This is a genomic window from Streptomyces sp. NPDC107654 (assembly GCF_055639035.1).
Genome location: NZ_JBVKBI010000009.1, coordinates 266425 through 279082, shown reverse-complemented (window position 1 = coordinate 279082; position 12658 = coordinate 266425). Strand labels below are relative to the sequence as shown.

General features: G+C 72.2%; 14 protein-coding genes. 9 read left to right on the top strand and 5 right to left on the bottom strand.

Going from position 1 to position 12658, the window contains the following annotated elements:
- Positions 1-27 precede the first annotated feature (27 nt).
- From ACZ7N4_RS18745 to ACZ7N4_RS18735, 3 genes are all read left to right on the top strand, one after another.
- The gene (locus ACZ7N4_RS18745) at positions 28-618 is read left to right on the top strand and encodes a transglutaminase-like domain-containing protein (RefSeq protein WP_471359412.1); all 591 of its coding nucleotides are present in this window, start codon (positions 28-30) and stop codon (positions 616-618) included.
- A 335-nt stretch (positions 619-953) separates the two neighbouring features.
- Entirely contained in the window at positions 954-1484 is a 531-nt protein-coding gene (locus tag ACZ7N4_RS18740; RefSeq protein WP_471359411.1) for a hypothetical protein, read from the top strand.
- A complete protein-coding gene (locus tag ACZ7N4_RS18735) occupies positions 1481-2152 on the top strand; it encodes a hypothetical protein (RefSeq protein WP_471359410.1) in 672 nt (223 codons plus the stop codon). The genes ACZ7N4_RS18740 and ACZ7N4_RS18735 overlap by 4 nt, the downstream gene beginning before the upstream one ends.
- 50 nt (positions 2153-2202) lie before the next feature.
- Here the strand turns inward: ACZ7N4_RS18735 and ACZ7N4_RS18730 are convergent, their stop codons facing one another.
- The 3 genes from ACZ7N4_RS18730 to ACZ7N4_RS18720 form a co-directional block, all read right to left on the bottom strand.
- The gene (locus ACZ7N4_RS18730; RefSeq protein WP_471359409.1) at positions 2203-2910 is read right to left on the bottom strand and encodes a hypothetical protein; all 708 of its coding nucleotides are present in this window, start codon (positions 2908-2910) and stop codon (positions 2203-2205) included.
- Entirely contained in the window at positions 2910-3419 is a 510-nt protein-coding gene (locus ACZ7N4_RS18725) for an RNA polymerase sigma factor (protein WP_471359408.1), read from the bottom strand. The genes ACZ7N4_RS18730 and ACZ7N4_RS18725 overlap by 1 nt, the downstream gene beginning before the upstream one ends.
- 114 nt (positions 3420-3533) lie before the next feature.
- A complete protein-coding gene (locus ACZ7N4_RS18720; protein ID WP_471359407.1) occupies positions 3534-4262 on the bottom strand; it encodes a lysophospholipid acyltransferase family protein in 729 nt (242 codons plus the stop codon).
- Positions 4263-4567: 305 nt separating this feature from the next.
- On the opposite strand from ACZ7N4_RS18720, the gene ACZ7N4_RS18715 reads away from it, so the two are divergent.
- From ACZ7N4_RS18715 to ACZ7N4_RS18700, 4 genes are all read left to right on the top strand, one after another.
- A complete protein-coding gene (locus ACZ7N4_RS18715; RefSeq protein ID WP_471359406.1) occupies positions 4568-4894 on the top strand; it encodes a thioredoxin family protein in 327 nt (108 codons plus the stop codon).
- Between the two features lie 208 nt (positions 4895-5102).
- Positions 5103-5612: a flavin reductase family protein gene (locus ACZ7N4_RS18710; protein ID WP_471359405.1), complete on the top strand. Its 510-nt coding sequence runs from the start codon at positions 5103-5105 to the stop codon at positions 5610-5612.
- Between the two features lie 216 nt (positions 5613-5828).
- Positions 5829-6614: an electron transfer flavoprotein subunit beta/FixA family protein gene (locus tag ACZ7N4_RS18705; protein ID WP_471359404.1), complete on the top strand. Its 786-nt coding sequence runs from the start codon at positions 5829-5831 to the stop codon at positions 6612-6614.
- A gap of 52 nt (positions 6615-6666) precedes the next feature.
- Complete coding sequence (locus ACZ7N4_RS18700; protein ID WP_471359403.1) at positions 6667-7629, top strand: electron transfer flavoprotein subunit alpha/FixB family protein; 963 nt, start codon at positions 6667-6669, stop codon at positions 7627-7629.
- A gap of 64 nt (positions 7630-7693) precedes the next feature.
- Here the strand turns inward: ACZ7N4_RS18700 and ACZ7N4_RS18695 are convergent, their stop codons facing one another.
- Positions 7694-8599 (bottom strand): endonuclease/exonuclease/phosphatase family protein, encoded by a 906-nt coding sequence (locus tag ACZ7N4_RS18695; RefSeq protein ID WP_471359402.1) that lies wholly within the window; start codon positions 8597-8599, stop codon positions 7694-7696.
- A 212-nt stretch (positions 8600-8811) separates the two neighbouring features.
- On the opposite strand from ACZ7N4_RS18695, the gene ACZ7N4_RS18690 reads away from it, so the two are divergent.
- Positions 8812-10110 carry a DUF6986 family protein gene (locus tag ACZ7N4_RS18690; protein ID WP_471359401.1) on the top strand — a complete coding sequence of 433 codons (1299 nt, stop codon included), beginning with the start codon at positions 8812-8814 and terminating at the stop codon, positions 10108-10110.
- A gap of 96 nt (positions 10111-10206) precedes the next feature.
- Here the strand turns inward: ACZ7N4_RS18690 and ACZ7N4_RS18685 are convergent, their stop codons facing one another.
- Positions 10207-11256 carry a LacI family DNA-binding transcriptional regulator gene (locus tag ACZ7N4_RS18685; protein ID WP_471359400.1) on the bottom strand — a complete coding sequence of 350 codons (1050 nt, stop codon included), beginning with the start codon at positions 11254-11256 and terminating at the stop codon, positions 10207-10209.
- A gap of 315 nt (positions 11257-11571) precedes the next feature.
- Between ACZ7N4_RS18685 and ACZ7N4_RS18680 the strand changes: the two genes are divergently transcribed.
- Positions 11572-12525: an ROK family protein gene (locus ACZ7N4_RS18680; protein WP_471359399.1), complete on the top strand. Its 954-nt coding sequence runs from the start codon at positions 11572-11574 to the stop codon at positions 12523-12525.
- Positions 12526-12658: the final 133 nt, after the last annotated feature.

Sequence of the window (12658 nt, the reverse complement as noted above, 5' to 3'; positions counted from 1 at the left end):
ATGGCCGCATTCCTATGCTCTGCGGGCATGCAGCTGACCCAGAACACCCCCGACCTCTCCGCCTACTTGGCCGCCGACGAGGTCATCGATCACCACCACCCGGTGGTCCGGGAGACCGCGGCCCGTCTGGCCGCGGCAGCCGCCGACTCGTATGAGTATGCGCGGGCCGCCTTCGAGCTCGTGCGGGACACCATCCCGCACTCCCGGGACTCCGGCGATCTCCGTGTCACCTGGCGCGCCTCCGACGTGCCGGCCCTGCGCACCGGCGTCTGCCACGCCAAGTCCCACGCCCTCGCCGCGCTGCTGCGCGCCGAGGACATCCCGGCCGCCCTGTGCTACCAGCGCCTGACCGACGACGAGGGCGGCCACGCCGTCCACGGCCTGGTCGCCGTCCGCTTCCACGGCGCCTGGCACCGGCAGGACCCGCGTGGCAACGTGCCGGGCGTCGACGCGCACTTCTCCCTGGACGGCGAGCGGCTCGCCTGGATCCCCGACCCCGCGGCCGGCGAACGGGACTACCCGCTCCTCCGCGCCGCACCGCACCCGCTCGTCCTCGCCGCCCTGCGAGCCGCCCACGACCGGCCGCATCCGGGGAGGACGCTCCCCGACCGCCTCTGACCACTGGCTGATGGGCACATCATCCTCAAGTAGGGGACGGCTTCTCCTACTTGGGACGGATGCCGAGGAAGCGCACCCCCTGTGAGGCTAGGTCCCGATCACAGGCGGCATCACGGTGCAGCCGGTCAACGGGGGATTCACAAGGGGGAAATCAGCAGTCTTCGGGGCGCGTCGACCTTCCGCGTCCCCCCTTCCTTTCGCGTCCCTTTCCGCGTCCTGACATCCAGGACGTGGAGGTGTCGCGCTGCGCCGACCGTGGAGAGACCCGGGTTCGTACCCGGCCGTGCCGCCTGCTCAATTCACGGGGAGAACAGTTGAATCGAAGAATCGCACGCGTGTCACTCGGCATCGGTACGTCCGCCGCGCTGGCCGTCGCGGGCACGCTGGCCGTCTCGGCGCCCGCCCAGGCGACGTACTACAGCGGGGGCATGCCCAAACGGTCGTTCAGCGTCAAGACCGTCGGCGTCAACGGCGAGTGGGTGAAGTACTTCGACACCGCTCGCGGGAACTGGAACAACGCCGGTGTCGGGGCGAGCATCAAGCGCAGCTCCAGCGCCAAGCCCAGCTTCACCGCCGGCAACTACAGCCAGAGCTGGTACGGCCTGTACGCGCCGTCCGGGACGCGGGCGCACCGGTCCTTCCAGATCAAGGTCAACGCCACCACCCTGTGGCGGGACACCGGGAACATCCCCAAGTACGACAAGTGGGTGCGCAGCACCAGCACCCACGAGCTGGGGCACGGGCTCAGCCTCGCCGACAACCCCAACACGAGCAAGGTCTCGCTGATGAAGCACAGCCGCGACCGCTCGAAGGTGCAGAAGCCGCAGCCGTACGACAAGTCCGAGGTGAAGAGGATCTACCGATGAACGTCAGACGGAACATCCTCGTCACCGGTACGGCGGTGCTCGCCGCGTTCGCCGCCGTCGGCTGCTCCGCGGACGGCACCTCCACCCACGCGGCGAAGTCCGGGGCCGCCCCGGACGCCGTCACCTACCACGCGGACTACCCGGCGTACTCCTCACTGGACGACGTCATCAGGCAGTCCGACGCCGTGGTCGAGGGCACCGTGGTCGGCAGCCGGGTGCAGCGGGTGCTGCCCGACGCGCCCGCCGGTGACAACCCCGCCACCAACCCGCAGGCCGGCCTGTCGCCCGCCGAGGCCAAGGAGGCCAAGAAGGAGGCGGAGGCCAACCCGGTCATCGTCACCGTCTCCACGGTGAAGGTCACCCGGACGCTAGCCGGGAAGGTCTCCGTCGGCGACACCGTCGAGGTCAGCCAGCTCGGCGGCACGTACAAGGGCGTGGCGTACCAGGAGACGGACACCACCCTGCTCGCCAAGGGCGCCAAGAAGTACGTGCTGATGCTCGCCGCCCACGGCAAGAACCCGTACGACCTGCTCAACCCGGAGCAGGCGCTCTACACGGTCACGTCGGACGGCACAGTCAAGGCCGTGTCGGTCGGCGGCTTCACCCACGCGGGCAAGGTCGACCAACTGGCCGCGAAGGCCGACCGGATCACCCGGAACGCGCGGTAGGCACACCGGCCGGTGCGCCACGGGACCTTCCGTGGCGCACCGGCGCCGTCTCACCGGCCCCGCGCCGTGAGCCGGAGCGCCTCGCGCACTCCCGGACTCAGGGCCACCCGGTTGCCCTGAGCGGCGACCGCCGCCGCGCCCTCCACCTCGTACCAGCCCTGCGTGGTGTTCACCAGGACGTAGCGCCCGCCCTCGCCCCTGCCGAGCAGGAGCACGTACTCCTTCCCGGCGGTGAGACCGGCGGTCTCCGGCCCGCTGCCGGGGGTCGTGTACGACACCTCGACGGAGTCGCCCGGAGTCCGGCCCTTGGCGGTCGCCAGCACCTGTGCCGTGGCCACCGTCGTGCGGACACCGTCGAGACGCTCCTCGTGCCCGGTGCCGAGCCGCGCCCGCACGATCACGTCCGCCGCCCTCTCCAGCTCTGCCGTCGTCCCGAAATGGGGCTCGTCGGCCAGGGCGCCGCCCTCGGCCTCACCCGGAGCGGCCGGCCCGTTCCGCGGACCGGCCCGGTGGCCGTCCGGCCCGCCCGGGTCGTCGTGGAGGCCGAGGACGGTGACACCGGCGAGGACGGCGGCGGCTCCGCAGACGACCGCGGCCATCAGCACGCCCCTGCGGGGCGACCGGCGGACGACGGCGGGAGGAGCGGCGGCGTGGGGGCCGACCAGCGCGGAGAGTTCGTCGGCGGCGCGCGCCGACAGGGTCGCGTCCGCCGTCCCGGGGACCGGGTTGGCGTTCGCGATCAGAGACTTGACACGCATCACACTGGCTCCCGAGGCAGATCGTAGACGGCGCGGAACGCCTTGCGCGCGCGGTGCAGCCGGACCCACACCGCGGACGTGCCGCACCCGAGGACCGTCCCGGCCTCCGCCGCGCTCAAGCCGTCCCAGTAGCTCAGCAACAGCACCTCGCGGTGCGCGGCGGGCAGCCGGTCGAGGGCGTCGAGAACGGCTTCGTCCCGGTCCGGCGCCGGAGCGCGGCCCATCGTCTCGGCGATGGCGCGGTGGATCTCCGACAGGCGTGCCATCGAACGGTGGTGGTTGTGCAGCAGGTTGCGCGCGGTGACGAACAGCCACCCGGTTCCCACGTCCTGGCCGTCCGTCATGCGCTCCCACGCGGTGCGGAAGACCTCGGCGGTCAGTTCCTCCGCCGCTGCCCGGTCGCCCGACCGCCGGTGCACGAACGCGCACACCCGTGGGTGCTCACGGGTGTACAACGCCGTGAACCGCGCGGCCAACTCACCGTCGCTCCGGGTCCTGAGGGTCTGCACACCTCTTACATGTCCGCGACCCGGCGCATCCTTACCGATCCGTCCGGGGAAATTTCCGGCCGACGCGGCGTCACCCCGGTCGGCGGGGCGTCACGTCGGGAGCCGGGCGGGGCCTCAGTGGGCCTCCGCCGTGCGCAGTTCCTCCATCGTCGGTGCCGAGCCGCCCAGGTGGGCGGGGAGCCACCAGGAGTCCTCCGGCCCCTTGGGGCGGCCCGGGTAGGCGCGCTGGGCGGCGTCGAGGAGTTCCTGGACGCGCTCGCGCAGCCGGCGTGTGATGGCACCGGCGTACTGGTCGCGGGGCGCCTCCACCGGCTCGCCCACACGGACGGTGACGGGGAGGTGGTCGCGCCGGAAGTTGCGCGGCTGGCCCTTGGTCCACAGCCGCTGGGTGCCCCACACCGCCATCGGGACCAGCGGCACGCCCGCCTCCTGGGCCAGGCGGGCCGCGCCCGACTTGAAGCTCTTCAGCGTGAACGACTGCGAGATCGTGGCCTCCGGGAAAACCCCGATGATCTCGCCGGAGCGCAGCGAGTCCAGTGCGTGCGCGTACGCGGTCTCGCCCTGCCCGCGGTCCACCGGGATGTGCTTCATCCCGCGCATCAGCGGCCCGGACACCTTGTGCCGGAAGACCGACTCCTTCGCCATGAACCGCACCAGGCGCTTCTGCGGCAGGGCGGCCAGGCCGTTGAAGACGAAGTCCAGATAGCTGATGTGATTGCTCACCAGCACGGCGCCGCCCGAGCGCGGGATGTTCTCCGACCCCTGGCAGTCGATCTTCAGGTCCCAGACCTTGAACAGCGTCTTGGCGAAACCGATGACGGGACGGTAGACCAGCTCTGCCATGGGCGGGGCGGACCCTTTCTGCTCTGCTCGGGAAAGGGGATCCCGGCGGTAAAGTTACGCAGCCGTAGGTTTACGGCGTCTCGCAGATCGTGCCCGAAGAACGGACGGGGAGCCAGTCCTGGTGCCCCGCGGCGGCGAGATCCTCGTCACGTCGGCCTACAGTCCGTGTCGTATCTTTAAGTCCCCTTTACGCCCGAGGGTATGCCGGGCGGCGGGCGGGAATCTTCGCCGTCCTGTGCGCGCCGGCCCCGAGGGCGGTGCCGAGGACGGCCGGACATGACAGGGCGGCGGAACGGGAGGACGCGGTGCGCGAGCGCGACGACGACAGGCGGCTCGGGGCGGCCGAACTCGGCGGCGAACTGGGGGAGCGCGCCACGCTGGTGCAGTTCTCCAGCGCCTTCTGCGCACCCTGCCGCGCCACCCGGCGTGTCCTCGCCGAGGTCGCCGCGCTGGTCCCGGGCGTGGCCCACGTCGAGATCGACGCCGAGGCCCACCTGGACCTCGTACGCGACCTGGAGATCCTGAAGACGCCCACCGTCCTGGTGCTGGACGCCGGCGGCCGGGTGGTGCGGCGCGCCACCGGACAGCCCCGCAAGGCCGATGTCATCGCCGCTCTGGGGGAGGCCGTGTGAGCGAGTCTCAGGGAATCGTGAGACATCTTCCAGATCCCGGAACCCGCTTGACTGCACGCACCACCTATCGTCAGCCTGACCGTATGCCGATCGAACTCCTTCTCTACGGACGGGTCCACGTCGACCTCGCCCGCACTGCGAGCGCGCGCTGTCCGGGCTGCTGAGCAGACACGGACCTGTTTCTCCTCCCTCGCAGAAGGACAACTCCATGACGGCCACGCCCGACCTCGGCACTCCCCGGCTCGCCTCGCCCGAACTGCTGCGCTCCACCTTCCGCCGGCACGCCGCCGGTGTGGCGGTGATCACCGCGCGTGGGGCCCGGGGCCCGGTCGGCTTCACCGCCACCTCCCTGACCTCCGTCTCCGCCGAGCCGCCAATGATCTCCTTCGGCATCGGCACCGGCGCCTCCAGCTGGCCCGCGATAGCCGAGGCCGACCACGTCGGCGTACACCTCCTCGGCGAGCACCAGAGCGAGCTGGCCGCCACCTTCGCCCGCAGCGGCGCCGACCGCTTCGGCCCGGCCACCGCCTGGCAGGACGGCCCGGAAGGCGTACCGGTGCTGGACGACGTGCTCGCCTGGCTGGTGTGCCGGATCGTCGGCCGGGTCCCGGCCGGCGATCACCGCATCGTGCTCGCCGAGGTCGTCCTCGGCGACCCCTCCGGCCCCGGCCGCCCGCTCCTCTACCACCAGGGCCGCTTCAACGGCCTGCGGGATTGATCACGCCCCGGCCTCCTGCGAAGCGGTCGAGTTCCGGTTACGCTGCGTTGCGAAGGTCACAGTTCAAAGCGCTTGCTTAGCGGGCAGGAACTGGGTGTACTGACGAGTAATATCTCGGTCGGAGCGCGCGGACGCCCCGACCGGGATCGGCCGCTTGAGGCGCCTATGCTGCCTGCAAGAGGCAGCCCGAAATGACGATGCAGTAGGAGAGCCGGCGTGAGCTTGAGGATCGTTGTCACTGTGAAGTACGTGCCCGACGCCACTGGCGACCGGCACTTCGCCGATGACCTGACCGTCGACCGCGACGACGTGGACGGTCTGCTCTCCGAACTGGACGAGTACGCGGTCGAGCAGGCCCTCCAGATCGCGGAGAACGCGGACGACGCCGAGGTCACCGTCCTGACGGTCGGCCCGGAGGACGCCAAGGACGCGCTCCGCAAGGCCCTCTCGATGGGTGCCGACAAGGCCATCCACGTCGAGGACGACGACCTGCACGGCACCGACGCCATCGGCACCTCCCTCGTGCTGGCCAAGGCCATCGAGAAGGCCGGCTACGACCTGGTGATCTCCGGCATGGCCTCCACCGACGGCACCATGGGCGTCGTCCCGGCGCTGGTCGCCGAGCGCCTCGGCGTCCCGCAGGTCACCCTGCTGTCCGAGGTCTCCGTCGAGGACGGCACGGTCAAGGGCCGCCGCGACGGCGACGCCGCCTCGGAGCGGCTGGAGGCCTCGCTCCCGGCCGTCGTCTCCGTCACCGACCAGTCCGGCGAGGCCCGCTACCCGTCCTTCAAGGGCATCATGGCGGCCAAGAAGAAGCCGGTGGAGTCCTGGGACCTGTCCGACCTGGACATCGAGGCCGAGGAGGTCGGCCTGGACGGCGCGTTCACCAAGGTCGAGACCGCGACCGAGCGTCCGGCGCGCACGGCCGGCACCATCGTCAAGGACGAGGGCGAGGGCGGCAAGCAGCTCGCTGAGTTCCTCGCGAGCCAGAAGTTCATCTGAGGCTCGCCCCCGCTGACCGCCCCTCAACTTCGTTTCGCAGGAGAGCAATCCCATGGCTGAAGTCCTCGTCTACGTCGACCACGTGGACGGTGCCGTCCGCAAGCCCACCCTGGAGCTGCTGACCCTGGCCCGCCGCCTCGGCGAGCCCGTCGCCGTCGCCCTGGGCAACGGCGCCGCCGACACCGCCGCCACGCTCGCCGAGCACGGCGCGGTGAAGGTCCTCACCCACGACGCTTCCGAGTACGCCGAGTACCTGGTCGTGCCGAAGGTGGACGCCCTGCAGGCCGCCTACGAGGCCGTCTCCCCGGCCGCCGTGCTGGTCCCGTCCTCCGCCGAGGGCAAGGAGATCGCCGCCCGCCTGGCGCTGCGCATCGGCTCCGGCATCATCACCGACGCCGTCGACCTGGAGGCCGGCGACGAGGGCCCGGTGGCCACCCAGTCGGTGTTCGCCGCGTCCTTCACCACCAAGTCCCGCGTCGTCAAGGGCACCCCGGTCATCACGGTCAAGCCGAACTCGGCCGCCGTCGAGGCCGCCCCGGCCGCCGGCGCGGTCGAGGCCCTGTCCGTGACCTTCTCGGACAAGGCGACCGGCACCAAGGTCACCGGCCGTACGCCGCGTGAGTCGACGGGCCGCCCCGAGCTGACCGAGGCCGCGATCGTGGTCTCCGGCGGACGCGGTGTGAACGGCGCCGAGAACTTCTCGATCATCGAGGCCCTCGCCGACCAGCTCGGCGCGGCCGTCGGCGCCTCGCGTGCCGCCGTCGACGCCGGCTGGTACCCGCACACCAACCAGGTCGGCCAGACCGGTAAGTCGGTCTCCCCGCAGCTGTACATCGCCAACGGCATCTCCGGTGCGATCCAGCACCGCGCCGGTATGCAGACCTCGAAGACGATCGTGGCCGTCAACAAGGACGCCGAGGCCCCGATCTTCGAGCTGGTCGACTTCGGCGTGGTCGGCGACCTCTTCGAGGTCGTCCCGCAGCTGACCGAGGAGATCAAGACCCGCAAGGGCTGATCCCCTGCCGCTGCCAGGCGTACGAGGCCCCCGTGACCGGAGCGACGGTCACGGGGGCCTTCGCTCATCCCAGCGTCAGCGAGGCCTGCACCGGCAGGTGGTCGCTGGGGAACCGTCCGTCCACCGAGAAGGTGTTGACCGAGGCCCGGTGTGCCGTGACGCCCGGGGTGGCGAGGATCCAGTCGATGCGGTCGCCGTCCGGCGTCAGCGGCCGGTAGCCGTGGAAGGTCCCGTACAGCGCGCCGCGCTCGGCCGCCGTGTCCCAGGTGTCGGTCAGACCGGCGCCCAGCATCGTGTCGTAGACCGGGTTCCCGTGGGCGGCCGCGTTGAAGTCACCGGTGACGACGAGCGGCAGCGACCGGTCGAGCCCGGCGACGCGCTCTGCGATCAGCTGGGCGGCGCGCGCGCGTGCGACCTGACTGCGGTTGTCGAGGTGGGTGTTGAGGAAGTAGAACTCGCGGTCGCCGTCGAGCCGGTCCCGGAAGCGGACCCAGGTCACCATCCGGACGGAGCCGCCGCCCCAGGTGTTGGACCCGATCACGTCCGGCGTGTCGGAGAGCCAGAAGTGGTCGTACTCCCGCGGGGTGAGCCGGCGGGTGTCGTAGAAGACCGCCGTGAACTCGTCGTGGCTGCCGCCCGCGCGTCCGGTGCCGATCCACTCGCAGTGCCCTCCCAGGTCGGCCTCGATGTGGCGCAGTTGCTGGTAGAGGCCCTCCTGGGTGCCGAGGACATGGGGGCGCTCGCGGTGCAGCAGGGCGCGCGTCACGGGCCTGCGAGCGGCCCAGCTGTGGGGCTCGGCGGTGCTCGCGAAGCGGAGGTTGAACGACATGACGCGCAGCGGACCACCGCGCCGTCCGCCCGCCGGGGCGGGGCCGGCGGAGAGTGCTGTACTGGACAGGGGAACGGAGATCGAGGCCGTGAGCGCGGTCACCACGCCCATGCGGCGCGTGACGCGACGGGGGATCGGCACGGGTGCTCCTTCTGCGGCGGCTTCCGGGCGACTCGTTACGGGTGCGCTGTGCGAGAGCAGGGTGCGGCCTGAAGGGTGCCGGAGAGAGGTGAACATGCCGGGGTACGCGGGCGGAATGGACCGAAGGCGGTGTTGACCAGCGGGAAGGTTGCCGGATAACTTCGCCATACGGATTGTTGATTCCGTACAGCGGAAAGCTTGGAGGGTGTGGGATGGGTCAGCAGGAGAAGGTGGCGACAAGCCTCGCGGGCGCCGTCAGCGAGGAGATCAGCGCCTCCCTCGCACCGGTCGACGCGGAGCTGGAGCGCCGCTACCCCGGGGACCCCGGCACCCGGCAGCCCGTCCACACCGTGTACGTCCCCGGTGACGCCTTCACCGCCGGCACCCTGCGCACCTGGGGCGACCAGGCGCTGGCCCTGCTCGACGAACACGCCCCGGACGCCTCCTCCTTCGCGTCGGTCCTCGGTCTCTCCGACGAGCTGGCCGAGGCGGTCCACTCCCGCGTCCGCGCCAAGCTGGAGCGCGAGCCGATCGAGGACCTGCGCGTCGACTTCGAGGACGGGTACGGCCCCCGTCCCGACGCCGAGGAGGACGAGACGGCGGCCCGCGCGGCCCGCCTGATCGCGCAGGCGTACCGGGACGGCACGGCGGCGCCGTACATGGGCATCCGCATGAAGTGCATGGAGGCCCCCGTGCGCGACCGGGGCATCCGCACCCTCGACGTCTTCCTCACCGGCCTGATGGAGGCCGGCGGCCTGCCCCAAGGGCTGGTCCTCACCCTGCCCAAGGTGACCTACCCCGAGCAGGTCGGCGCCTTCGTACGGCTCCTGGAGGCCTTCGAGAAGGCGCACGGCCTGGACGCCGGGCGCCTGGGCTTCGAGATCCAGATCGAGACCAGCCAGGCCATCCTCGCCGCCGACGGCACCGCCACCGTCGCCCGCATGATCCAGGCCGCCGAGGGCCGCGCCACCGGGCTGCACTACGGCACCTTCGACTACAGCGCCTGCCTCGGGGTCTCCGCCGCCCACCAGGCCAGCGACCACCCGGCCGCCGACCACGCCAAGGCGGTCATGCAGGTCGCGGCGGCGGGCACCGGCGTGCGCGTCTCCGACGGCTCCACCAACGTCCTCCCCGTCGGCCCGACCGCCAAGGTCCACGACGCCTGGCGGCTCCACTACGGCCTCACCCGCCGCGCCCTCGCCCGCGCCTACTACCAGGGCTGGGACATGCACCCCGGCCACATCCCCACCCGCTACGCGGCCGTCTTCGCCTTCTACCGCGAGGGCTTCGAACAGGCGGCGGCCCGGCTCACCCGGTACGCCAACCGGGCCGGCGGCGACGTCATGGACGAGCCCGCCACCGCCAAGGCCCTCAGCGGCTACCTGCTGCGCGGCCTGGACTGCGGCGCCCTCGACATCGCCGAGGTCGCCCGACTCACCGGCCTCACCCGCGCCGACCTGGAGACCTTCGCGTCCCCGCGCCGCGGCAACCTGACGGCCGCCGCCCAGTAGCGGTCCGGACCGCACCCCGCCGGACCGGCGTCCGTGAGGCGGGGCGCCGGTGCCGCGAGGCGGCTGCGCGAGGCCCGCTCCGCGAGGGCGGGCCGTTCAGTCCGCGGGCGGCAGTTCGCCCGAGCCACGGGTGATCAGGCGGGTCGGCAGTTCGATGCGCTCGGGTGCGACGAGGGAGCCGTCCAGCTGGCGGAAGAGGCGCTCGGCGGCGGTACGGCCGAGGGCCGCCGCGTCCTGGGCGACGACCGTGACGCCCGGCTGGAGGAGATCGGCCAGCTCGATGTCGTCGAAGCCCACGAGCGCGACCCGGCGCGACTGCTCGGCCAGCACCCGGACCACGGTGACCGTCACCCGGTTGTTGCCGGCGAAGACCGCCGTGACCGGCTCCGGACCGGACAGCATCTCCTCCGCGGCCCGGCGCACCCGCTCCGGGTTCGTCGCCCCCAGGGACATCCACCGCTCCTCGACGGCTATGCCCGCGTCCTCCATCGCCGCCCGGTAGCCGCGCAGCCGCTCGGCCGCGGTGTGGATGCGGGGCATGTCGCCGATGAACCCGATCCGGCGGTGGCCGTGCGCGATGAGGTGGGCGACGCCGTCGCGGGCGCCGCCGTGGTTGTCGGACAGGACCACGTCGGCCTCGATCCGGCCGGCCGGGCGGTCCACGAACACGGTCGCCACGCCGGCCCTCATCTCCGGTTCCAGATAGCGGTGGTCGTCGCCGGCCGGGATCACCACCAGACCGTCCACCCGGCGGGCGCACAGCGCCAGCGCCAGCTCCTGCTCACGCTCGGGGTCCTCGGCGCTGGAGCCGTTGATCAGCAGGGCGCCGTGGGCGCGGGCCACCTCCTCCACGGCCCGGCTGAGCGGGCCGTAGAACGGGTCCGCGAGATCCTCCAGGACCAGCCCGATGCTCGCCGTCCGGCCCTTGCGCAGCACCCGGGCGCTGTCGTTGCGGCGGAAGCCGAGCGCCTCGATCGCCTCCTGCACCCGGCGCTCGGTGTCCGGCGTGACCCCGGGCTCGCCGTTGACCACCCGGGAGACCGTCTTGAGCCCGACCCCGGCGCGTGCCGCCACGTCCTTCATGGTCGGTCGGTTGCCGTACTGGCTCCCGGGGAGGCGGTCTGCGCGGCGGGTGGTCTCGGGCACGATGCGTCTGTCCTGTCTCTCGTCCGTCTCGCCGACGGTCCCTCGTCCCTCGCGGCCCAGGGACCTCTCGTCCGTCCCGTCGACGGCTCCCGCCCCTCCGGTCCGGGGTACGGCCGTGGGCGCGTCGGGGTTTCTTCCGGGGCGGGGGTGCGGGATCCGTGGGCTTGTATGAGGATGTGGCGTCGAGCATAGAGCCTGGACAACGTTGTCAGATGCGCGAGAGACTGTCCACCGCTGTCTCCGGCCTGCGCCCCCACCGCTTGACCGGCCTGCCTTTCCTTGGTTCTCGAGCTTCAACGGGGAGATCTGACTCTGATGCACACCGACCTCGTGGCGGCCCTGGACATCGGCGGCACCAAGATCGCCGGCGCGCTGGTGGACGGCGCCGGACGGATCCTGGCCAGAGCCCAGCGCGCCACGCCCGCCCAGCAGGACGGCGAAACGGTCATGCAGGCCGTGGCGGAGGTGCTCGGCGACCTCGCCGGGTCGCCCCTGTGGGGACGCGCGGGCTCCGTCGGCATCGGCAGCGCGGGCCCGGTGGACGCATCGGCCGGCACGGTCAGCCCGGTGAACGTGCCGGGCTGGCGCGACTTCCCCCTCGTCGACCGGGTCCGCGAGCTCACCGGGGGCCTGCCGGTGGAGCTGATCGGCGACGGTGTCGCGATCACGGCGGCCGAACACTGGCAGGGCGCCGCGCGCGGCCACGACAACGCGCTGTGCATGGTCGTCTCGACCGGCGTCGGCGGCGGCCTGGTGCTGGGCGGCCGACTGCATCCCGGTCCGACCGGCAACGCAGGGCACATCGGTCACATCAGTGTCGACCTCGACGGCGACCCCTGCCCGTGCGGCTCGCGCGGCTGTGTGGAGCGCATCGCGAGCGGGCCCAACATCGCCCGCCGGGCCCTGGAGCAGGGCTGGCTCCCGGGACCCGACGGTGACACCTCGGCCGCCGCGGTGGCCGCCGCCGCCCGTGCGGGCGACCCGGTCGCCGTGTCCTCCTTCGAGCGCGCGGCGCAGGCGCTGGCCGCCGGAATCGCGGCCACCGCGACCCTGGTCGAGATCGACATAGCGGTGATCGGCGGGGGAGTCGGCAAGGCGGGCGAGGTCCTGTTCACGCCGCTGCGCAAGGCCCTCACCGACTACGCGACCCTCTCCTTCGTACAGCGGCTCACCGTCGTACCCGCGCAGACGGGCACCGACGCCGGCCTGGTCGGCGCCGCCGCGGCAGCCCTCGCCCGCCGCCCGGAGGTACCGGCGGCCGCCCGCTAGCGCCCGCCTTCCGTCCGCGCGAGGAGCGCGAACGAGGTCCGGTGCCCGGACCGTGCGCGCCACCACCCGTCGGGCCCCTTCACCACCTGCGTCCTCCGTGGCACCGAAGGACCTCCGGGTACGTCGTGTGACC